Origin of the sequence: Streptomyces hyaluromycini (genome assembly GCF_002217755.1) — a bacterium.
GTDB classification, from domain to species: domain Bacteria; phylum Actinomycetota; class Actinomycetes; order Streptomycetales; family Streptomycetaceae; genus Streptomyces; species Streptomyces hyaluromycini.
The window spans coordinates 544,472-566,179 of record NZ_BCFL01000018.1 but is presented as its reverse complement, the minus strand read 5'-3'; the positions used below and the strand labels follow the sequence as shown (position 1 = coordinate 566,179).

Here is a 21,708-nt window from a genome sequence, read left to right as displayed (position 1 = left end):
GTCAGGACGCCCAGATCCCGGTGATGTCGGAGGCGGACGCCGCGTTGCCGGCGTGCGCGCTCAGACCCTGGCCGTCCTCCAGGGTGCGCAACAGGTCGTAGTGGTCGTACGTGGTGGCCGAGGTCGAGCCGGCCGTGACCGGCTGGCCGTACAGGACCGTCGGGATGCGGTTGCCGGCCAGGCGGTTGTCCTCGTCCATGGTGACGACGAGGAGGCTGTTGTGGGTCTTGGCCCAGGTGGCGTACGCGCCCAGGTTGTTCTTCAGCCAGGTGTCACCGGTGGACACCGAGCAGTCGTGCATGTCGCTGCACAGGTTGGGGGTCACGAAGGACAGCTGGGGGAGGGTGGTGTAGTCGGTCGGGAACTGGGCGAACGTTTTTGCGGTCGAGGTCGGCACGTTGCTGAAGCCGAACCACGGGTTGTGCTTGCGCGCGTAGTTGCCGCTGCTGCACGTGGTCGAGCCCTGGCTGGGCAGGGTCTCGTTGTAGCTGGCCCAGGTGCGGCCGGCCGCGAGCTGCTCGGAGGCCAGGTTCGCCGCCGAGGAGAAGCCCGCGGTGTAGCAGCTGTCGTCGGTGATGCCCTGGGTGGAGCCGGAGAACAGGGCGAAGTAGTTGGGCTGGCTCGGGTGCGTCTCGGCGTACATCTGGGTCAGGTTGGCGCCGCCGGACGCCAGCGAGTTGATGTACGGGGCGCTGGAGGAGCCGATGACCTGGCTGTAGGCGTGGTTCTCGAAGACCACGACGATCACGTGGTCCGGGGTCGGTACGGCACTCGCGGCGTGCGCGGACGTGCCGCCGAGCCCGGTCCACAGGCCGACCGCGGCCGCGGTGAAGGCAGTGGCGGACGCCACCGTCGTACGGGCACGGCGCAGCAGCGCGGAACGTGCGGAACTGCCGGACACATCAACCTCCGGTGGTGGGGGAAAGGAGGGTTCGGTGGCGGTGCGGACTGAGCATGCACACGCCAATAATCCCCGCTCCCACCGCGTTCGGCCAGACAGGTGAAGACCGGATGAACTACTGGACCCGGCGAACCACGGGACCGGATGAACTACTCCCACTTCGTCTGGCTGAACGGCTCCCCCTTGCCGAAGCCGAGGACCTTGCGCGGCCGCACCGCGAAGACCAGGGCACGTCCCGGCCCGTGACGGAAGCAGCCGTCGTCCACCTCGTAGTGCCAGAACGGGCCGTACTTCGCCTCCCAGGCCGCCGCCAGCTCGCGCAGCCGGCCGTCGTCGGTGACGCGTACCGCCTCGCCCTCGACCGTCACGTCGTACCCCTCGGTCCAGCTGTCGGTGCCGGTCGTCAGCACGACGTGCGGGTTCCCGGCGAGGTTCGCCGCCTTCCGCTCGCCGGGGCCGGTGCCGAAGTGCAGGGCGCCGCCGTGCCACACCGCCAGCAGCGGGGATGGGGGTCCACCCATGCCCTTAAGGCTATGGGGGAATGCGGGCGCCCGTCCGGGCGTACCGTCGAGATCCAGAACAGCTCGGACTCCGTCAGGACCTTCTCCGCCTCGGACCAGTCGTGGGCCGAGGTGCCCTCGCTGCTGTAGCGGGCGTCCAGCACGCCCTCGGGCTCGCGCATGATGCCTCCCTGGGTTCCCTGCCCGTACAGACCACGATCCCGCCCGGAACTCATCGGCGCTCGTGACGGGGTCTGCGGTTAGGCTCGGGCGGAGACGACCTTGATCCGGAGGGAGGCCGCGGATGACGCCGGGGCGCAGGAGCAGTACCTTCACGCGACTGCTGCGGCACGGCTTCACCGACGCCTCCGCGGCCGAGCGGCTGCTGGACAGCGCCGAGCTGGCCGCCGTACGCGATGATCCGGTGCTCCTCGAAGCCCTGGGCGCCACCGCCGACCCCGACCTCGCCCTGCACGGCCTGGTACGGCTCCTGGAGGCCCAGCCCGGCCCCACCGCCCGCCGGGAGCTGCTCGACACCCTGATAGCGGCCAAGCCGCTGCGGGACCGCCTGCTGGGCGTCCTCGGCGCCTCCGCCGCCCTCGCCGACCACCTCGCCCGGCACCCGCGTGACTGGGAGGCCCTGGTCACCTACGAGCCCCGCGACCTGCACCCGGGCGTCGCGGAGTTCGAACGCGGCCTCGCCGGGGCCGGCGACCCGGTCGCCCTCCGCGTCGCCTACCGGCGCTGCCTGCTGTCCATCGCCGCGCGTGACGTGTGCGGGACGACGGACGTCGCCCAGACCGCCGCCGAACTCGCCGACCTGGCCACCGCCACCCTGCGCGCCGCCCTCGACCTCGCCGAGGCCGCCGCGCCCGAGGACGCCGCCGCCTGCCGGCTCGCGGTGATCGCCATGGGCAAGTGCGGCGGCCACGAGCTGAACTACGTCTCCGACGTCGACGTGATCTTCGTCGGCGAGGCCCTGGGGGCACCCCCAGGCCCTTCAGGCACTGGGGGAGGGGCCGACGAGGGCAAGGCGCTGCGGTCCGCCACCAAGCTCGCCTCGCACATGATGCGGATCTGCTCCGAGACCACGGTGGAGGGGTCGATCTGGCCCGTCGACGCCAACCTCCGTCCCGAGGGCCGCAACGGCCCCCTCGTGCGCACCCTCAGCAGCCATCTCGCCTACTACCAGCGCTGGGCCAAGACCTGGGAGTTCCAGGCCCTGCTCAAGGCCCGCCCGGTCGCCGGCGACCTCGACCTCGGACAGGAGTACGTCGCCGCGCTCGAACCCCTGGTGTGGAAGGCCGCCGAGCGCGAGAACTTCGTCGCCGACGTGCAGAAGATGCGCCGGCGCGTGGTGGAGAACATCCCGGCCGCCGAGATCGACCGCGAGCTGAAACTCGGCCCCGGCGGCCTCAGGGACGTCGAGTTCGCCGTGCAGCTCCTCCAGCTGGTGCACGCCCGCACCGACCCCACCCTGCGCTCCGGCACCACCCTGGACGCACTCCAGGCCCTCGCCGCCGGCGGCTACGTGGGCCGCGCCGACGCCGTCCAGCTCGACGACGCCTACCGGTTCCTGCGCTCCATGGAGCACCGCATCCAGCTCTACCGGCTGCGCCGCACCCACCTGGTCCCCGAGGGCGAGGCCGACCTGCGCCGCCTCGGCCGCTCGCTGGGCCTGCGCGCGGACCCGGTGACCGAGCTGATCCGCGAGTGGAAGCAGCACACCGGCGTCGTACGGCGCCTGCACGAGAAGCTCTTCTACCGCCCGCTGCTCGACGCCTTCGCCCAACTCGCCCCCGGCGAAGCAAGGCTGAGCGCCGAGGCGGCCCGGGAACGCCTGGTGGCCCTCGGGTACGCCGACCCCGCCGCCGCCCTGCGCCACCTGGAGGCCCTCGCCTCCGGCGTCACCCGCAAGGCCGCGATCCAGCGCACCCTGCTGCCCGTCCTGCTGGGCTGGTTCGCCGACTCCGCCGACCCGGACGCGGGCCTGCTGAACTTCCGCAAGGTCTCCGACGCGCTGGGCAAGACCCCCTGGTATCTACGGCTGTTGCGCGACGAGGGCGCCGCCGCCGAGAACCTCGCACGCGTGCTGTCCGCCGGCCGCCTCGCCCCCGACCTGCTGATGCGCGCCCCGGAGGCCGTGGCCCTGCTCGGCGACGGCGACGGGGGAGGCCTGGAGCCGCGCGGCCGCGCCCAGCTGGAGCAGGAGATCCTCGCCGCCGTCGGCCGCGCCGACAACGCCGAGGACGGGGTGCGGGCGGCCCGCGGCGTGCGCCGCCGCGAGCTGTTCCGTACGGCCGCCGCCGACATCGTGGACTCCTACGGCACCGAGACCAAGCCCGCCGAGGCCGACCAGGGCGCCCTGGTCGACCGGGTCGGCGGCGCGGTCTCCGACCTGACGGCGGCGACGCTGGCGGGGACCTTGCGGGCGGTGGTCCGGGACGGGTGGGGGGACACCCTGCCCACCCGGTTCGCCGTGATCGGCATGGGCCGCTTCGGGGGGCACGAGCTGGGCTACGGCTCCGACGCCGACGTCCTGTTCGTGCACGAGGCGCGGGAGGGCGTGGCCGAACGGGAGGCCGCCGACGCGGCCAACAAGGTCGTCGCCGAGATGCGCCGGCTGCTCCAGATCCCCAGCGCCGACCCGCCGCTGCTCATCGACGCGGACCTGCGCCCCGAGGGCAAGTCCGGGCCGCTGGTGCGCACGCTCAACTCCTACGCGGCGTACTACCGCCGGTGGTCGCTGGTGTGGGAGTCGCAGGCCCTGCTGAGGGCCGAACCGGTCGCCGGGGACGAGGAGCTGGGGCGCCGGTTCATCGAGCTGGTCGACCCGCTGCGGTATCCGGCGGAGGGGCTGGGCGAGGACGCGGTACGGGAGATCCGGCGGCTGAAGGCCCGGATGGAGTCCGAGCGGCTGCCGCGCGGCGCCGACCCGAAGCTGCACACCAAGCTCGGGCCGGGCGGGCTGTCCGACGTGGAGTGGACCGTGCAGCTGCTGCAACTGCGGCACGGCTGGGCCGAGCCGGGGCTGCGCACCACCCGGACCCGGGAGGCGCTGGCCGCGGCCCAGGCGGCCGGGCTGCTGGGGACCGAGGAGGCCGCGATACTGGACGAGGCATGGGTGCTGGCCACGCGGGTGCGCAACGCCGTGATGCTGGTGCGCGGACGGGCCGGCGACACGTTTCCCTCCGAGAGCCGGGAGCTGGCCGCGGTCGGGCGGTACCTGGGGTACGGCGACGGACATGCCGGGGACATGCTGGACGCGTACCGGCGGACCGCGCGGCGGGCCCGGGCGGTCGTGGAGGAGCTCTTCTACGGGGCCTGACGGGGCTTGGAGTACGGGGCCCGAGGGGGCTCGGAGGCCGCCCCGCAGGGGGCGGGCAGCCGAACGGTGACGAGAAGACCGCCGCCGGTGCGGGGCGCGAGGTCGAGGGTGCCGTCGTGCGCCCGGACGACGCTGTGCACGATGGCCAGCCCGAGGCCGACGCCGGCGTGCTCGTCGGTGCGGACGCGTTCCGTTCCGCGCCGGAAGGGTTCGGTGAGGGTCGGCACCAGTTCCGGCGGGAGCGGACGGCCCGTGTTCTCCACCCGCAGCACGCTCGCGTCGTGCAGCCGTTCGGTGTGCACCGTCACGGTGCCGTCGGCGGGGAGGTTGTGGACGACGGCGTTCTGGACGAGGTTCGTCACCATCCGCAGGATCAGCGCGGCGGAGCCGACGGCATGTGCTGTGCCGCCGGTGACGTCGAGTGTGATCCGGCGCTTCTCGGCGAGGGGAAGCAGCGTCTCGGCGGCTTCCTCGGCGACGAGGGAGAGGTCGACGGGCTCGCGGGTGAAGCTCCTGCCGTCGGCGCGGCTGAGCAGCAGAAGGGCCTCGGTGAGGTCGATCGCCCGCGTGTTGACGGTGCGCAGGCGTTCGATGAGTTCGCCCTGGTCTCGCGAGGGGTCGCTGCGGGCGACGTCGAGGAGCGTCCGGGAGACGGCCAGCGGGGTGCGCAGCTCGTGGGAGGCGTTCGCGGCGAACCGCTGCTGTTCGGCGACGTGGGATTCGAGTCGTTCGAGCATGGTGTCGAACGCGTCGGCGAGTTCACGGAACTCGTCTGTGGGGCCCGCCATGCGGATCCGGTGGGAGAGCGATCCGTTCGAGGCGATCCGGGCCGCGGACGCGATCCGGGTGAGGGGTGCGAGCATCCGGCCGGCGAGGATCCAGCCGCCCAGCAGGCCGAAGACGAGGAGGAACGCCAGTGCCGTGGCCGCGGCGGGGGCGAAGCCGTTCAGGAGGTCGGAGCGCCGGGGCCCGATGATGATCACGGCGCCGAACCTCTTCTGGATGGATCTGGCGTCGTCGTTCGGCACCCAGCGCAGCACGAACACCCACATCACGGCCAGCAGGAGAACGCCGGCGACCAGGAGGAATCCGGCGTAGCTGAGGGTGAGCTTCAGTCGGGCGCTGAGGTTCGGGCGTCTGTTCACGGTGCCCCCAGCGTAGGCAGCACGAGATACCGCCGGCGTGTGCAGGGCCGTGTGCGCACCGGCACGTGACTCAGCCCGTCGGCGTGAGCGCGCGGCGCGGCCGGTCCGACGGCGCCTGTGCCGTCGTACGCCACCAGGGGCGCGACGCCAGCCCGGCCAGCAGGGCGCCGACGGCGTTGACCAGGACGTCGTCCACGGAGGACACCCGGTCCAGGCGCAGGACGTACTGTGCGGTCTCGACCAGGACCGAGCAGCCCGCCCCGAGCGCCAGGATCCGCGGCGCGGACGCCAGGGCCGCGAACCGCATCGGGGCGAAGAACCCCAGTGACGCGAAGACCAAAAGGTTGCCGACGATCCCGAGCGCCCCCATCGTGACCAGGTCCCGCAGCGGCACGAGGCTCACCCGGGCGGGGGCGGTGCCGGCTGCCTCGCCCGGCATCATGGTCAGCCACACGAACGGCACCGTCCCGTGCACCATGCCCACCTCGGCCAGCGACGTCCGCCACGCCCACGGGACACCGGCGGCACGCCGGCGGTGCGCCAGCGCCCACGCCACCAGCGCGGCCAGGGGCAGCGTCACCAGCGTCATGAGCACCACGCCGTTGAACGTGTCGAAGCAGCCGTGCCACTGCCCGGCCATGCACCTCGGGGCGGACATCATGAGCGGCCGCCGTACGAAGAACGCGACGCTCGCCACGCCGATGACCGCCAGGCCGAGGAAGGATGCGTTTCGGTTCACGCCTCCATGGAAGACGGCGGGCGGTTGCGGCGGCGTATGCGGTTTTCGATACGCCCGCGATACGGGGTCTGCCAGAGCATCCGCTGGAGCAGGGGTCAGTGCAGGAGCAGGGTCCGGGCGTGGTTCATGAGGCCCGCGAGGCCCACCTCGAACGCGCGGTCCGCCCTGCCGTCCCCCACCGCCGCCAGGGCCTGTGCCAGGTGCGGGGTCGGGGTCCGGTCCGTCAGTTCCCACATCGTCTCCGGGGCCGCCAGGTCCAGCGCCGAGCCGAGCACCAGGTTCTCCAGGGCGATCAGCAGGGGCATCACGTCCGCCGGGGCGAAGCCCGCCGTCAGCAGCACCGTGACCGCCCGCTCGTACTGCTCCAGGACCCGCGGCGCCCGCACCGGAGAGGTCATCAGGAGCGGGATCGCCCTCGGGTGGGCGGCGAACGCGGCCCGGTAGGAGCGGGCCCAGGACTCCACGGCGGTGTCCCAGGGGGCCAGGTCCAGGGTCGCGGGGTCGATCGCGGCCGCGACCCGTTCGCGCAGCAGCTCGACGATGCCGTCCCGGCCGTCCACATGGTGATACAGCGAACCGGCCTGGGTGCCGAGCCGCTTCGCGATCTGCGGGACGCTGAAGTCGCCCTGCTCGTCCACGAGTTGCAGCGCGGTCGTGGTGATCCGCTCCCGGTCGAGGAGCGGGGTGCGCGGCCGTCCCATGCGTGTGTTCTCCCCCGGAGGTGTGAAACGGGTCTTCCCGCATGTCCAGGAGGAGGCTACATTGCCCAAACCGAAAGGCTTTAGATTTACGGGTCCGGGGTAGCTCCTGCCCTGGTAGCGCCGGTCATCCCGCACGCCCGGAACCCTCCCGTCCGTCGCGCTCGAAGGGCTCCCTCCCCATGTCCGTCACCGCTCGCGAGGAGAGCACGCCACCCGCCGTGGCCACGCTCCGCTCCGGCTCGCTCGGCACTGCCGACATCGCCTTCTTCGTCATCTCCGCCGCCGCCCCGCTCACCGTGATGGCCGGCGTCGCCCCCCTTGCCGTCCTGCTCGGCGGCATCGGCGCCCCCGCCGGCTACCTCATCGCCGGCATCACCCTCGCCGTCTTCGCCGTCGGCTTCACCACCATGAGCCGGCACGTCAAAAGCGGCGGCGCCTTCTACGCGTACATCACCCGCGGCCTCGGCCGCCCCGTCGGCATCGGCGCCGCGCTGCTCGCCCTCATCGGCTACAACGGCATGGAGATCGGCGTCTACGGCCTGCTCGGCAGCGCCGGGCGGGACACCGCCCAGGCCCTCTTCGGCGTCGACGTCCCCTGGCTGCCGATCGCCCTCGCCGGTCTCGTCCTCATCGGCTACGGCGGCTACCGCTCCATCGAGTTCGGCGCCAAGCTGCTCGGCGTGCTGCTGGTCGCCGAGACCGGGATCCTCGTGCTGCTCGCGGGCGGAGTGCTGGTGAAGGGCGGCGCGCACGGCCTGTCCGGCGCGTCCTTCGCCCCGCACCACGTGTTCGTCTCCGGCACGGCCGTCGTCCTGGCCTTCGCGTTCGCCGCCTTCACCGGCTTCGAGTCGACCGTCATCTACCGCCGCGAGGCCCGCGACCCCGACCGCACGGTTCCGCGCGCCACCTACGTGGCCGTCGCGTTCCTCGGGCTCTTCTACGCCTTCATGGTGTGGATCATCATCCAGGCCTTCGGCAACCAGGACGTCATCGCGGCCGCCGCCAAGGACCCCGGCGGGCTCTTCTTCACCGCCATCACCACCTACGTGGGCGGCTGGGCGGCCGACCTGATGCACATCTTCATCGTGACCAGCATCATCGCCTCGCTCCTCGCCTTCCACAACGCGATCAACCGCTACGCCCTCGCCCTCGCCGAAGAAGGCGTCCTGCCCAGGTCGCTGGGCACGATCCACCCGCGCCACCGCTCCCCGTACCTGGCCGGTGCCGCCCAGACCGTCCTCGGCCTGGCGGTCGTGCTCGCCTTCTGGGCCGCGGGCGCGGACCCGTACAACCAGCTGCTGCTGTGGGTCAACACCCCGGGAATGATCGGCCTGTTCGCGCTCCAGCTGCTCGCCGCGATCGCCGTGCCCTGCTACTTCCGGCGGGTACGGCACGAGGAGGGCACCCTGCGCACCGTGGTCGCCCCGACCGTCGCCGCCGTCCTGCTCGCCACCGCGATAGGGCTCGTCATCACCCACATCGACCTGTTCACCGGGGCGTCCAGCACGGTGAACACCCTGCTGATCGTCATCGCCCCGGCCGTCTTCGTCGCGGGCCTGGGCCTCGCGTGGTGGCTGCGCCGCGAACGGCCCGCGGTGTACGCGGACTTCGCGTCCGAGCCGACCGAGTAGCCGAATAGTCGAATAGTCGAGTAGGCGAACAGCCGTACCGAACAAGGGAGTTCACCGCACCATGACCGCCAGCCCCGACCTGATCCTGACCGGCGCCGAGGTTCGCACCCTCGACCCCGCCCGGCCGTACGCCACCGCCGTCGCCGTGCGCGACGGAGTGATCGCCGCCGTCGGCGACGAGCGGGACGTACGCGACTGGCGGGGGTCCGGTACCGAGGTCGTGGCGCTGGACGGCGCGCACCTGGTGCCCGGCCTGGTGGACGCGCACAGCCACCCGGTGTGGGGCCTGGACATGGCGACCGGGACCGACCTGTCGGGCGTCGGTGACCTGGCGGGCCTGCGGGCCGCGCTGGCCGGGGCCGACCGGACCGAGGGCTGGGTGATCGGCTTCGGCCTCGACCACAACGCGTTCGAGGGCCGGCCCGTCGACCGCGCGCTCGTCGAGGACGTCCTCGACGGCGCGCCCGCCTTCCTCCGGCTCTACGACGGCCACTCCGCCCTCGCCGGCGGCGCGGCGCTGGCCGCGGCCGGAGTCACCGGGCCGCGGGAGTTCTCCCAGCGGGCGCAGGTCGTCTGCGATGCCGAGGGGCGCCCCACCGGGCACCTCGTGGAGCACGCGGCGATGCAACTGGTCGAGCGGGCGATGCCCCGCCCGTCGTACGCGGCCCGCCGGGCACGGCTGGTCGAGCTGCTCGCCGCGATGGCGGCCACCGGGCTCACCGGGGCGCACGTCATGGACGCGGGGGACGCGGAGCTGGTCGGGGCGGTGGCCGAGGAGACCGTGCTGCCGCTGCGGCTGCGCTTCGCGCCCTGGTGCATGCCGGGCGTGACCGGGGCCGGTCTGCGGGAACTGGTCGCGGCGCAGGGGCGGGGCGGGCGGCACTGGGTGGTCGACGGGGTCAAGTTCTTCATGGATGGGACCGTGGAGGGCGGCACCGCCTGGCTGGAGCACGCGGACTGCCACGGGCAGAGCACAGAGGCGTTCTGGCCGGACCCCGAGGCGTACGCGGTCGCCGTACGGCAGCTGCACGCGGCCGGGGTGCGCACGGCCACCCACGCGATCGGGGACGCCGCGGTACGGCACGTCCTCGACGTGGTGGCGGGGCTGGGGCCCGGCGCGGCCGGCCGGCACCGGGTCGAGCACATCGAGACGGCGCCGGACGCGCTGCTGCCGCGGTTCGCGGAGCTGGGGGTGGCCGCGTCGATGCAGCCGCCGCACACGGGGTACACGCGGGCCGACGGCACGGACGAGTGGTCGCGCCGCCTGGGCGTCGACCGCGCCGGACACGCCTGGCGGCTGCGCGACCTCCGCGACGCGGGCGCGACGGTCGCGCTCGGCTCGGACTGGCCGATCGCCCACTACGACGTACGGTCCGTCCTCGCGACGGCCCGCGCACCGCGGGGCGCCGCGTCGGCGGGCCCGGGCCTGACCGGCCTGGAGGCGCTGGAGGGCTGCACGAGCCATGCGGCGCGGGCGGCGGGCGAGGCGGCCGTCGCAGGCCGCATCGCGGTGGGCCACCGCGCCGATCTGACGGCGTTCGCCCTGGACCCGGTGCGGGCTCCGGCGGACGAACTGACGGAGGCACCGGTACGGCTGACGGTGACCGGGGGGTACGTGGTGCACCGGGGAGAGTGAGCCGTCGGAGGGCTGGGGCCGGTTCGGCACCGCCGGGTCCCGCCGTCGTGGCTGAGCGCCGTGGCGGCGGTTGAAGGGGGCCGGCAGATGATCTGGGCCGACAGACGATCTCGGCGGACAGACGATCTCGGCCGACAGATGTGGTGAGCCGCGGTCGTTCTTGAACCGGCGGTTCAGACCAGCCGTCGGCCCCTCCTTTCCCCGCCGCGACGGCGCTCGGCCCCGCGACGGCGCTCGGCCCCGCGGCGGTGGTCGGCGGTGCCGAACCGGCCGTCGTTCCGGACCGAAGCCCGTCTCAGCCGGTCGCAGGGCCCCGCCTCAGCCGGTCGCAGGCCCCCGTCTCAGCCGGTCGCAGGGCTCCGCAGCAGAGTCGCCCCCGTCGGCTGCCGGGGCAGGGCGTACGGCAGGGCCCCGTACCACAGGCGGGCCACCGCGAAGCCGATGGCCAGGCAGAGGGCGCCGCCCACCGCGTCCAGCCAGAAGTGGTTGGCCGTGGCGACGATGACGAGGAGGGTGGCCGTGGGGTAGAGGAGGCCGAGGAGCCGGACCCAGGGGACCGAGGCCAGGGCGAAGATCGTCAGGCCGCACCACAGGGACCAGCCGATGTGCATGGACGGCATCGCGGCGTACTGGTTGGACATGTGCTTGAGGTCGCCGGAGGCCATCGAGCCCCAGGTGTGGTGGACCGTCACCGTGTCCACGAAGCCGCTTCCGTTCATCAGGCGGGGCGGGGCGAGCGGGAACAGGTAGTAGCCGACGAGGGCCACCCCCGTGGTCGCGAAGAGGGCGAGGCGGGCCGCCGCGTAGCGGCCGGGGTGGCTGCGGTAGAGCCACACCAGCACACCCAGCGTCACCACGAAGTGCAGCGTCGCGTAGTAGTAGTTCATGCCGACGATCAGCCAAGTCACCGAGTTCACGGCGTGGTTGACCGACTCCTCGACGGCGATCCCCAGATGGTGCTCGGCCTTCCAGATCCAGTCGGCGTTGCGCAGCGCCTGCGCCTTCTGCTCCGGGACCGCGTTGCGGATCAGCGAGTAGGTCCAGTAACTCACCGCGATCAGCAGGATCTCGAACCAGAGCCGGGGCCGGCGCGGCGTGCGCAGCCGGTGCAGGGCCCGCTGGTCGCCCTCGCCCGTGACGGTCCGCGGAAGGGTCTGTTGTGCGCGACCTTCCGGCTCTGTCACGGTCGAGTCACTCATAGGCACAGAGTCTGCCAGAAAAGACGTCTACGGCAGATCATCCCAAGGTCGGGTTCACCGTGCATGTTCTACGGCGGGGCGACTACTTCCCAGGTACTGCCGCCGTGGAACCGCGTACCACCAACTCCGGCATGAAAACGAACTCGCTGTGCGGGGCCGGGGTGCCGCCGATCTCCTCCAGCAGGGTGCGCACCGCGGCCTGGCCCATCGCCGGGACCGGCTTGCGGATGGTGGTGAGCGGCGGGTCGGTGAAGGCGATGAGGGGCGAGTCGTCGAAGCCGACCACCGAGACGTCCCGGGGGACGTCCAGGCCGCGCTGGCGTACGGCCCGTATCGCGCCGAGGGCCATCATGTCGCTGGCGCACACCACCGCCGTGCAGTCGCGGTCGATCAGCGCCGTGGTGGCCGCCTGGCCGCCCTCCAGGGTGTAGAGGGAGTGCTGCACGAGCTGCGTCTCGACCGTCTCCGCGCCGAGGCCCAACTGGTCCTGCATCGCCCGCACGAACCCCTCGATCTTGCGCTGCACGGGGACGAAGCGCTTGGGGCCGAGGGCGAGCCCGATCCGGGTGTGGCCCAGGGAGACGAGGTGGGTGACGGCCAGCGTCATCGCGGCCCGGTCGTCGGGGGAGATGAACGGCGCCTGCACCTTCGGGGAGAAGCCGTCCACGAGGACGTACGGCACGCCCTGCGCCCGCAGCCGCTCGTAGCGCTGCATGTCGGCGGTCGTGTCCGCGTGCAGCCCGGAGACGTAGATGATCCCGGCGACCCCGCGGTCCACCAGCATCTCGGTCAGTTCGTCCTCCGTGGACCCGCCGGGGGTCTGGGTGGCGAGCACGGGGGTGTAGCCCTGCCGGGTCAGCGCCTGCCCGATGACCTGCGCCAGGGCCGGGAATATCGGGTTCTCCAGCTCGGGCGTGATCAGGCCCACCAGGCCCTCGCTGCGCTGCCGCAGCCGTACCGGGCGCTCGTAGCCGAGGACGTCCAGGGCGGCGAGCACGGACTGGCGGGTGGTGGCGGCGACGCCCGGCTTCCCGTTCAGAACCCGGCTCACCGTCGCCTCGCTCACCCCCGCCTGCGCTGCGATGTCGGCAAGCCGTGTGGTCACGGCACCGGACTGTACCGGCCGTATGTCCCCTTGCACACCGATCGGGCGCCTGATGCGGCCTGGGGGGCGGCCCGCTGTGGGCTGCTGCGTCATCGCACTCCCTACTGAAACATGATGGCAAGAGCTTGCAGAGTCTTGCACAAGTGGCCGCCGTAGCGCTCTACCGCTGTAAACAAGCGTCTCACGGCGGTCGCCGAGAGGTCACGCCCGGATAACTTCGGAGATCTCTTGCACTTTTTTGCTGCAAGGTCTTTCGCAAGGCTTACATCGCTGTTACGTTCCCTGACGCCCGGCCGCCGCAGCAACGGCGCAGTCGGCACGACAGCGGGACGGCGGACGGGACCGCCCCCGCATCACTCGGGCTTAACCCTCAAGGAGAACTCATGCGGCGTGGCATAGCGGCCTCCGCGCTGGTGGCGTCCCTCGCCCTCACGGCGACGGCGTGCGGCGGGAGCGGAAGCGACAGCAAGTCGGACGGGCCGGTCACCATCACCTGGTGGGACACCTCCAACGCCACCAACGAGTCGCCGACGTACAAGGCCCTGGTCAAGGAGTTCGAGGCCGCGAACAAGGGCATCAAGGTCAACTACGTCGACGTCCAGTTCGACCAGGCGCAGAACAAGTTCGACACGGCCGCCCAGTCCGGCAAGGGCGCCCCCGACGTGCTGCGCTCCGAGGTCGGCTGGACCCCCGCCTTCGCCAAGGCCGGCTACTTCGTGCCGCTGGACGGCACCGCCGCCCTCGCCGACAAGGACAAGTTCCAGTCCAGCCTGATCACCCAGGCCCAGTACGAGGGCAAGACCTACGGCGTCCCGCTGGTCACCGACACCCTCGCCCTCGTATACAACAAGGCGCTCTTCAAGAAGGCCGGCATCACCGCCGCTCCCACCACCTGGGACGAGGTCAAGGCCGACGCCGCCAAGATCCAGGACAAGGCCAAGACCGCCGGCTACTGGGGTCCCGAGGCCGCGTACTACACGCAGCCCTTCCTCTACGGCGAGGGCACCGACATGGTCGACGCCTCCGCCAAGAAGATCACCATCACCTCGGCGGCGGCCAAGAAGGGCTACCAGACCTGGCTGGACCTCTACTCCGGCAAGGGCCTGCACAAGGCGGACGTCACCGCCGACGCCTACGCCCACCGCCAGGACGCCTTCGTCAACGGCAAGGTCGCCATGACCATCGAGGGCCCCTGGGAGATCACCAACTTCTACAAGGGCTCCGCGTTCACCGACAAGTCCAACCTCGGCATCGCCGTCGTCCCGGCCGGCTCCACCGGCAAGGCGGGCGCCCCGACCGGCGGCCACAACCTCTCGATCTACGCCGGCATCGACAAGGCCCACCAGGCCGCGGCCGAGAAGTTCGTCGCCTTCATGACCTCCGCGAAGACCCAGACGGAGATCGCCCTGAAGAACTCCACCCTGCCGACCCGCTCCGACGCGTACACCGCCGAGGTCAAGGCCGACCCGGGCATCGCCGGCTACCAGGCCGTCCTCTCCTCCGCCCAGCCGCGCCCGGCGCTCGCCGAGTACTCCTCCCTGTGGGGTCCGGTCGGCACCGAGCTGACCAAGATCGCCGGCGGCAAGGAGTCCCTGGACAAGGGCCTGAGCACCGCCGAACTCGGGATCGAGAAGCTCGTCCCCGACTTCAGCAAGTAAGCGCCGGCCGGCCGCCGGAGCGCCCCGTTCAGGGGGGAGTGCTCCGGCGGCCACCGGCCTGTGCCCAGCCCGATCCCGGAAGACCAGAAGGTGTCGAACCATGACAGTCGCCATCGACCGCGCGACCGGCAAACGCCACGGTGACCGCGCGCCCCGCCCCGGGCTGGGCCAGCGGCTGAAGAACAACTACCAGAAGTACTGGTACGCCTACGCGATGATCGCGCCCGTGGCCGTCGTCCTCGGCGCGCTCGTCGTCTACCCCCTGGTGTACGGCTTCTACCTGACGCTGACGGACGCCAACAGCCTCAACACCGCCCGCACCATCGGCGTCAACCACATCGACGCCACCTACAAGTTCATCGGCCTGGACAACTACAAGGACATCCTGTTCGGACCGACGTCCTACGACCGCTTCTGGTCCCACTTCCTCTGGACGATCGTCTGGACCGCGCTCTGCGTCACCCTGCACTACACGATCGGTCTCGGCCTCGCCCTGCTGCTCAACGAGAAGCTCCGCGGCCGCACCTTCTACCGCATGGTCCTGGTCCTGCCCTGGGCGGTGCCGACCTTCGTCACCGTCTTCGGCTGGCGGTTCATGCTCGCCGACGGCGGCATCATCAACAGTGCCCTGCACTTCCTCCATCTGCCGCAACCCGCCTGGCTGGAGGACACCTTCTGGCAGCGGGCCGCCGCGATCCTCGTCAACACCTGGTGCGGTGTGCCGTTCATGATGCTCTCGCTGCTCGGCGGCCTCCAGGCCATCGACGGCACGCTGTACGAGGCCGCCGAGATGGACGGCGCGAGCGCCTGGCAGCGCTTCCGCTTCGTCACCCTGCCGGGGCTCAGGTCCGTCAGCTCCACCGTCGTACTCCTCGGCATCATCTGGACGTTCAACCAGTTCGCCGTCATCTTCCTGCTCTTCGGCGACACCGCCCCCGACGCGCAGATCCTCGTGACCTGGGCGTACTACCTCGGCTTCGGGCAGCAGCCGCGTGACTTCGCCCAGTCCGCCGCCTACGGCATGCTGCTGCTGGCCATCCTGATCGTCTTCACCTCCTTCTACCGCCGCTGGCTCAACCGCAACGACCAGCAGCTCGCGATCTGAGACAGGAGTTCCCATGAGTACGACCACTGTCCGGACCTCCGCCCAGGTCGCCGAGGAGGCCCCCGTGACGACCACCCGCCGTGTCCGCCGCAGGGGCGAGCGCGGCCCGCTGGGCAGCGCCGTCGTCCACGGCGTCCTCGCCGTCGCGAGCCTGATCGCGTTCTTCCCGGTCGGCTGGCTGATCTTCCTGTCCCTCGGCCCGGACAAGGACGACTACCTGCACCCGAGCGGCATCTGGCACAAGATGACGCTGGACAACTACTCGTTCGTCCTCCAGCACACCGGGTTCTGGGACTGGTTCAAGACGACGATGATCGTCGTCGGCGGCACCACGGTCATCGGCCTGATCCTCGCCTCCACCACCGGCTACGCGGTCTCCCGCATGCGCTTCCCCGGCTACCGGAAGTTCATGTGGCTGCTGCTGCTCACCCAGATGTTCCCGATCGCCGTGCTGATCGTGCCGATGTACCAGATCCTGTCGCGGCTCGGCCTCATCGACAGCTACCTCGGGCTGATCCTCGTCTACTGCACCACCGTCGTGCCGTACACGGCGTGGCTGCTCAAGGGCTACTTCGACACGATCCCCTTCGAGATCGACGAGGCCGGCCGCGTCGACGGGCTCTCGCCCTTCGGCACGTTCGCCCGGCTGATCCTGCCCCTTGCGAAGCCCGGCCTCGCGGTCGCCGCGTTCTACAACTTCCTCACCGCCTTCGGCGAGGTCGCCTTCGCCTCCACGTTCATGCTCAGCGACGACAAGTACACGTTCGCCGTCGGCCTGCAGAGCTTCATCAGCGAGCACGATGCGCAGCGCAACCTGATGACCGCGACGGCGGTGCTGATCGCGATACCGGTGGCCGTGTTCTTCTACCTCGTGCAGAAGAACCTGGTGACCGGCCTCACCGCCGGCGGAACCAAGGGCTGACGCCGGTTGCCGAAAAGCCGCCTCGGCCGTCGTTCGTCTGCGGCTTCGTCGTGGCTGGTCGCGCAGTTCCCCGCGCCCCTGACGGGGCGCGCGGGGTGGCGGCCGCGGTCTCCATCCGACCCCGCTGTGACCGCGGCCGCCTCGTCACCACCCCACCGCCTTATCCGTCTCTGACCCGATGACCCTGTTACGACGCATCAAGGACGCCATGAGCCAGCAGCAATCCGCCGCACCGGCCCCCGCCGACGTCACCGTCGCCCGTCGCCGCGACTGGTGGCGGGACGCGGTGATCTACCAGGTCTATCCGCGCAGCTTCGCCGACAGCAACGGCGACGGGATGGGGGATCTGGAGGGCGTGCGCTCCAGACTCCCGTACCTGCGCGACCTCGGTGTCGACGCCGTGTGGCTCAGCCCGTTCTACGCCTCCCCGCAGGCCGACGCCGGCTACGACGTCGCCGACTACCGGGCCGTGGACCCCATGTTCGGCAACCTGCTGGACGCCGACGCGCTGATCCGGGACGCGCACGGGCTGGGGCTGCGGATCATCGTCGACCTCGTGCCCAACCACTCCTCCGACCAGCACGAGTGGTTCAAGCGGGCGCTGGCCGAGGGCCCGGGCTCGCCGTCGCGGGACCGCTACCACTTCCGCCCGGGCAAGGGCGAGAACGGCGAACTCCCGCCCAACGACTGGGAGTCCATCTTCGGCGGGCCGGCCTGGACCCGGGTGGCCGACGGCGAGTGGTACCTCCACCTCTTCGCCCCCGAGCAGCCCGACTTCAACTGGGAACACCCCGCCGTCGGCGACGAGTTCCGCTCGATCCTGCGGTTCTGGCTGGACATGGGCGTGGACGGCTTCCGTATCGACGTCGCCCACGGACTGGTGAAGGCGGACGGCCTTCCGGACATCGGCGACGCCGACCAGCTGAAGCTGCTGGGCAACGATGTCATGCCGTTCTTCGACCAGGACGGCGTGCACGAGGTCTACCGCCAGTGGCGGCACGTCCTCGACGAGTACGCCGAAAATGAATTGGGGCCCGAAGGGCCTTCCGCAGAAGGGCGGTGGCGGGCGACGGGTGGGCGCATCTTCGTCGCCGAGGCCTGGACCCCGACGGTCGAGCGCACCGCCCACTACGTCCGTCCGGACGAGCTCCACCAGGCGTTCAACTTCCAGTACCTGAGCACCGACTGGGACGCGAAGGAACTGCGGGCCGTGATCGACCGCACCCTGGAGGCCATGCGCCCGGTCGGCGCCCCCGCCACCTGGGTGCTCTCCAACCATGACGTCACCCGGCACGCCACCCGCTTCGCCAACCCGCCGGGACTGGGGACCCAGATCCGCACGGCGGGGGACCGGGACCTCGGCCTGCGCCGGGCCAGGGCGGCCACCCTTCTCATGCTCGCGCTGCCCGGATCGGCGTACATCTACCAGGGCGAGGAGCTGGGCCTCCCGGACGTCGTGGACCTGCCCGACGAGGTCCGCCAGGACCCCGCGTACTTCCGCGGCGCCGGCCAGGACGGCTTCCGCGACGGCTGCCGGGTGCCGATCCCGTGGACACGGGAGGGCTCGTCGTACGGCTTCGGGGCCGGGGGCAGCTGGCTGCCGCAGCCCGCGAGCTGGGGCGAGCTGAGCATCGAGGCGCAGACCGGGACGGCCGGTTCCACCCTGGAGCTGTACCGCTCCGCGCTGAGCGTGCGCCGCACGCAGACCGACCTCGGCGCGGGCGAGGCGGTGGAGTGGCTGCGCGCCCCGGAGGGCGTCCTCGCCTTCCGGCGCGGGGAGTTCGTGTGTGTCGCGAACACGAGTGGGGAGTCCGTGACCACTCCGGCGTACGGCCGGGTGCTGCTCACCAGCGGTGAGGTGACCGAGGCGGACGGCGAGGCCAAGGTTCCGGCGGACACGACCGTGTGGTTCACGACGGCCTGACGCCCCGGCTGAAAGTTCTTGCATCAACTTCACACGGCCCGCTGCCATTTCAGGCAGCGGGCCTTTAACATCTGCGTCACCGCAAGTTTGCTGCAATATTTCAGCAAGCGCCTTCAACGGTGAAGGAACCCCACATGGCACGCAGAGCCCTCTCCGGGGCCGTCGCTTTCACGGTGGCCGCCCTTGTCATGACCCCGTCCGTCGCGTCGGCCTCCCCGCCCGGCACCAAGGACGTCACCGCCGTCCTCTTCGAGTGGAACTACGGCTCGGTCGCCAAGGAGTGCACCAACACCCTGGGCCCGGCAGGCTACGGGTACGTCCAGGTCTCCCCGCCCGCCGAGCACATACAGGGCTCGCAGTGGTGGACGTCGTACCAGCCGGTGTCGTACAAGATCGCGGGCAGACTCGGTGACCGCACCTCCTTCCAGAACATGGTGAACACCTGCCACACGGCCGGTGTGAAGGTGGTCGTCGACACGGTGATCAACCACATGTCGGCGGGCAGCGGCACCGGCACCGGCGGCTCGTCGTACACGAAGTACAACTACCCCGGCCTGTACTCCTCCTACGACTTCGACGACTGCACCTCGCTCGTCTCCAACTACGCCGACCGCTGGAACGTCCAGCACTGCGAACTCGTCGGCCTGGCCGACCTGGACACGGGTGAGGAGTACGTCCGGTCGGCGATCGCCGGTTACATGAACGACCTGCTCGGCCTCGGCGTCGACGGCTTCCGGATCGACGCGGCCAAGCACATCCCGGCCGAGGACCTCGCCAACATCAAGACCCGGCTGACCAACCCGTCCGTGTACTGGAAGCAGGAGGTCATCTACGGCGCCGGCGAGGCCGTCCAGCCGACCGAGTACACCGGCAACGGGGACGTCCAGGAGTTCCGGTACGCCTACGACCTCAAGCGCGTCTTCAACGACGAGAACCTCGCCTACCTGAAGAACTACGGCGAGGGCTGGGGGTACATGAGCAGCTCGGTCGCCGGGGTCTTCGTCGACAACCACGACACCGAGCGCAACGGCTCCACGCTGAACTACAAGGACGGCGCCAACTACACCCTGGCCAACGTCTTCATGCTCGCCTACCCGTACGGCGCCCCGGACATCAACTCCGGCTACGAGTGGTCCGACGCCGACGCCGGGCCGCCCAACAACGGTGTCGTCAACGCCTGCTGGCAGGACGGCTGGAAGTGCCAGCACGCCTGGCCGGAGATCATCCGCATGGTCGCCTTCCGCAACGCGGTGCGCGGCGAGTCGATGACGAACTGGTGGGACGACGGCGCCGACGCGATCGCCTTCGGACGGGGCGCGAAGGGTTACGTCGCCATCAACCACGAGTCGGGCTCGCTCACCCGGACGTACCAGACGTCACTGCCGGCCGGGACGTACTGCAACGTGCAGGCGAACACGTCGGTGACGGTCAATTCGAGCGGCCAGTTCACCGCCACCCTGGCCTCGAACACCGCCCTCGCGATCTACGCCGGGAAGTCCGCCTGCTGAGGGTCCATCCGTTGGGTGCCGATCACCGACAGCAGCCGCAGCGCCTCCTCGGACCGTGAACCCGGGGTCGCGGTGTAGATCACGACCTGCTGGTCCCGGTCGGTGATGTCGAGGGCGTCGCAGTTGACGGTGACGGGACCCACCACCGGGTGCCGGAAGGTCTTGACCAGGGTGGGCTCGGCGGACACGTCGTGCGACTCCCAGAGCCGCCTGAACTCCTCGCTCCCGGCGAGGAGTTCGGCCACCAGGCCGGTCACCTCGGGCGAGTCGGGGTACCGGCCCGCCGCGGCCCGCAGGCGCTGCGCCGAGAGCCGGGCGAAGGTGTCCACGTCCGACACCCCGTACAGCCTGCTGCCCGCCGGGCGCGGGGTGAGGAAGGCGCGGCGCATGAGGTTGCGATCGCGCGGGGGCAGCGCGGAGAAGTCCTCCATGAGGGCGGCCGCCAGCTCGTTCCAGGCCAGCACCTCGAAGGTCGCGGAGGTCACGAAGGCGGCGGCCTGCGGAAGCCGGTGCAGCAGGTCGAGCAGGCTCTGCCGGACCTCGCGCGAGGGCCCGGGCGGCGGTCCCGGCGGCGCTCCGGCGAGATGGTGGAGATGCCCGCGCTCGGCGTCCGACAGCCGCAGCGCCCGCGCCAGCCCGCCCAGCACCTCACGCGACGGCCGCGGCCCCCGGGCCTGCTCAAGGCGTGTGTAGTACTCCGTCGAGATGAACGCCAGCTGCGCCACCTCCTCGCGCCGCAGCCCGGGCGTGCGGCGGCGCGGACCGCGCGGCAGCCCCACCTCGGCGGGGGAGATCCGCTCACGTCGGCTGCGCAGGAAAGCCGCGAGTTCTTGCCTGTCCACGCCACCAGTGTGCGCCGGGCGCCCGGCCGCATCCAGGTACCGCCGGTGCCTGGATGGGCCCCGCGCCCGGTCGCAGGCTCGAAGCCATGGACAACACGGTGAACACAGGCCTTCTGGCCGGCAAGGTCGCCTTCATCAGCGGAGCCGGGCGCGGCATCGGCGCGGCGGCCGCCCGGCTCTTCGCCCGCGAGGGCGCCCGGGTCCTGCTGGCGGCCCGCACGGAGGACCAGCTCAAGACGGTGACCGAGGAGATCAGGGCGGCGGGCGGCAGCGCGGACTACGCGGTCTGCGACCTGGCCGACGCGGCGAGCGTCCGGGCCGCCGTCGACCGCACCGTGGAGGTCTACGGCCGCCTCGACCTGGCCTTCAACAACGGCGCGACCATCCAGCAGCCCGGCCCCGTGGACGGACTCCCCGAGGCGGACTTCGACCGGATCACCGCGGTGAACCTCAAGGGCGTCTGGCTCGCCATGGCCGAGGAGGTCAGGGCCATCCGCGCCACCGCCTCCGGCGGCGCCATCGTCAACAACTCCTCCGTCGGCAGCCTGCGCGCCAACCCGGTCCTGCCGGTCTACGGCGCCCTGAAACGCGCGGTCAACAGCCTCACCGAGTCGGCGGCCGTCACCTACGGCCCCGAGGGCATCCGCGTCAACGCGATCGCCCCCGGCGGCACGCTCACCGAGATGGTCCGCGAATGGGAGGCGGCCACCCCGGGCGTCATCGACCGGATGAGGTCCACGACCCCGCTGGGCCGCACGGCCGCCCCCGAGGAGATCGCCGAGGCCGCCGCCTGGCTGCTCAGCGACCGTGCCTCCTACGTGACGGGCACGGTTCTGCGCGTGGACGGCGGCGCAGGGGCCTGAC

General features: G+C 71.4%; 16 protein-coding genes and 1 pseudogene. 9 read left to right on the top strand and 8 right to left on the bottom strand.

Annotated elements, in window-relative coordinates:
• Nucleotide 1: 1 nt before the first annotated feature.
• Nucleotides 2-874 carry an alkaline phosphatase family protein gene (locus tag SSP29_RS55670; protein ID WP_174855971.1) on the bottom strand — a complete coding sequence of 291 codons (873 nt, stop codon included), beginning with the start codon at nucleotides 872-874 and terminating at the stop codon, nucleotides 2-4.
• 176 nt (nucleotides 875-1,050) lie between these two features.
• A pseudogene (locus tag SSP29_RS55665) lies at nucleotides 1,051-1,583 on the bottom strand (pyridoxamine 5'-phosphate oxidase family protein).
• Nucleotides 1,584-1,705: 122 nt separating this feature from the next.
• On the opposite strand from SSP29_RS55665, the gene SSP29_RS15680 reads away from it, so the two are divergent.
• Nucleotides 1,706-4,729, top strand: a complete 3,024-nt coding sequence (locus SSP29_RS15680) for a bifunctional [glutamine synthetase] adenylyltransferase/[glutamine synthetase]-adenylyl-L-tyrosine phosphorylase (RefSeq protein ID WP_089101246.1) — start codon at nucleotides 1,706-1,708, stop codon at nucleotides 4,727-4,729.
• Here the strand turns inward: SSP29_RS15680 and SSP29_RS15675 are convergent.
• From SSP29_RS15675 to SSP29_RS15665, 3 genes are all read right to left on the bottom strand, one after another.
• The gene (locus tag SSP29_RS15675) at nucleotides 4,717-5,874 is read right to left on the bottom strand and encodes a sensor histidine kinase (protein WP_150134246.1); all 1,158 of its coding nucleotides are present in this window, start codon (nucleotides 5,872-5,874) and stop codon (nucleotides 4,717-4,719) included. The two genes, SSP29_RS15680 and SSP29_RS15675, sit on opposite strands and share 13 nt — an antisense overlap.
• Before the next feature lie 70 nt (nucleotides 5,875-5,944).
• Nucleotides 5,945-6,613 carry a VanZ family protein gene (locus SSP29_RS15670; protein ID WP_150134245.1) on the bottom strand — a complete coding sequence of 223 codons (669 nt, stop codon included), beginning with the start codon at nucleotides 6,611-6,613 and terminating at the stop codon, nucleotides 5,945-5,947.
• Between the two features lie 95 nt (nucleotides 6,614-6,708).
• Nucleotides 6,709-7,314, bottom strand: a complete 606-nt coding sequence (locus SSP29_RS15665) for a TetR/AcrR family transcriptional regulator (protein WP_089101244.1) — start codon at nucleotides 7,312-7,314, stop codon at nucleotides 6,709-6,711.
• A gap of 179 nt (nucleotides 7,315-7,493) precedes the next feature.
• On the opposite strand from SSP29_RS15665, the gene SSP29_RS15660 reads away from it, so the two are divergent.
• Entirely contained in the window at nucleotides 7,494-8,945 is a 1,452-nt protein-coding gene (locus SSP29_RS15660) for an APC family permease (protein WP_089101243.1), read from the top strand.
• 61 nt (nucleotides 8,946-9,006) lie between these two features.
• A complete protein-coding gene (locus tag SSP29_RS15655) occupies nucleotides 9,007-10,581 on the top strand; it encodes an amidohydrolase (protein ID WP_089101242.1) in 1,575 nt (524 codons plus the stop codon).
• Nucleotides 10,582-10,922: 341 nt separating this feature from the next.
• Here SSP29_RS15655 and SSP29_RS15650 read toward each other — a convergent pair whose 3' ends face one another.
• Together SSP29_RS15650 and SSP29_RS15645 are read right to left on the bottom strand one after the other, a co-directional pair.
• Nucleotides 10,923-11,780: a phosphatase PAP2 family protein gene (locus tag SSP29_RS15650; protein WP_089101241.1), complete on the bottom strand. Its 858-nt coding sequence runs from the start codon at nucleotides 11,778-11,780 to the stop codon at nucleotides 10,923-10,925.
• Nucleotides 11,781-11,862: 82 nt separating this feature from the next.
• Nucleotides 11,863-12,885 (bottom strand): LacI family DNA-binding transcriptional regulator, encoded by a 1,023-nt coding sequence (locus SSP29_RS15645; RefSeq protein WP_089101240.1) that lies wholly within the window; start codon nucleotides 12,883-12,885, stop codon nucleotides 11,863-11,865.
• A 383-nt stretch (nucleotides 12,886-13,268) separates the two neighbouring features.
• Here SSP29_RS15645 and SSP29_RS15640 point away from each other — a divergent pair, with 383 nt between their 5' ends.
• From SSP29_RS15640 to SSP29_RS15620, 5 genes are all read left to right on the top strand, one after another.
• Nucleotides 13,269-14,543, top strand: coding sequence for an extracellular solute-binding protein (locus tag SSP29_RS15640; protein ID WP_089101239.1), 1,275 nt, complete (start codon nucleotides 13,269-13,271; stop codon nucleotides 14,541-14,543).
• Nucleotides 14,544-14,643: 100 nt separating this feature from the next.
• On the top strand, nucleotides 14,644-15,648 hold the full coding sequence (locus tag SSP29_RS15635; protein WP_089101238.1) for a carbohydrate ABC transporter permease: 1,005 nt from the start codon (nucleotides 14,644-14,646) through the stop codon (nucleotides 15,646-15,648).
• A gap of 13 nt (nucleotides 15,649-15,661) precedes the next feature.
• Entirely contained in the window at nucleotides 15,662-16,570 is a 909-nt protein-coding gene (locus SSP29_RS15630; protein ID WP_089101237.1) for a sugar ABC transporter permease, read from the top strand.
• Between the two features lie 208 nt (nucleotides 16,571-16,778).
• Nucleotides 16,779-18,494 (top strand): glycoside hydrolase family 13 protein, encoded by a 1,716-nt coding sequence (locus tag SSP29_RS15625; protein WP_089101236.1) that lies wholly within the window; start codon nucleotides 16,779-16,781, stop codon nucleotides 18,492-18,494.
• Nucleotides 18,495-18,628: 134 nt separating this feature from the next.
• Nucleotides 18,629-20,002 carry an alpha-amylase gene (locus SSP29_RS15620; RefSeq protein ID WP_089101235.1) on the top strand — a complete coding sequence of 458 codons (1,374 nt, stop codon included), beginning with the start codon at nucleotides 18,629-18,631 and terminating at the stop codon, nucleotides 20,000-20,002.
• Here the strand turns inward: SSP29_RS15620 and SSP29_RS15615 are convergent.
• Nucleotides 19,978-20,844, bottom strand: a complete 867-nt coding sequence (locus SSP29_RS15615; RefSeq protein ID WP_089101234.1) for a helix-turn-helix transcriptional regulator — start codon at nucleotides 20,842-20,844, stop codon at nucleotides 19,978-19,980. The genes SSP29_RS15620 and SSP29_RS15615 overlap by 25 nt on opposite strands.
• An 86-nt stretch (nucleotides 20,845-20,930) precedes the next feature.
• On the opposite strand from SSP29_RS15615, the gene SSP29_RS15610 reads away from it, so the two are divergent.
• Nucleotides 20,931-21,707, top strand: coding sequence for an SDR family NAD(P)-dependent oxidoreductase (locus tag SSP29_RS15610; protein WP_089101233.1), 777 nt, complete (start codon nucleotides 20,931-20,933; stop codon nucleotides 21,705-21,707).
• The last annotated feature ends 1 nt before the right edge of the window (nucleotide 21,708 follow it).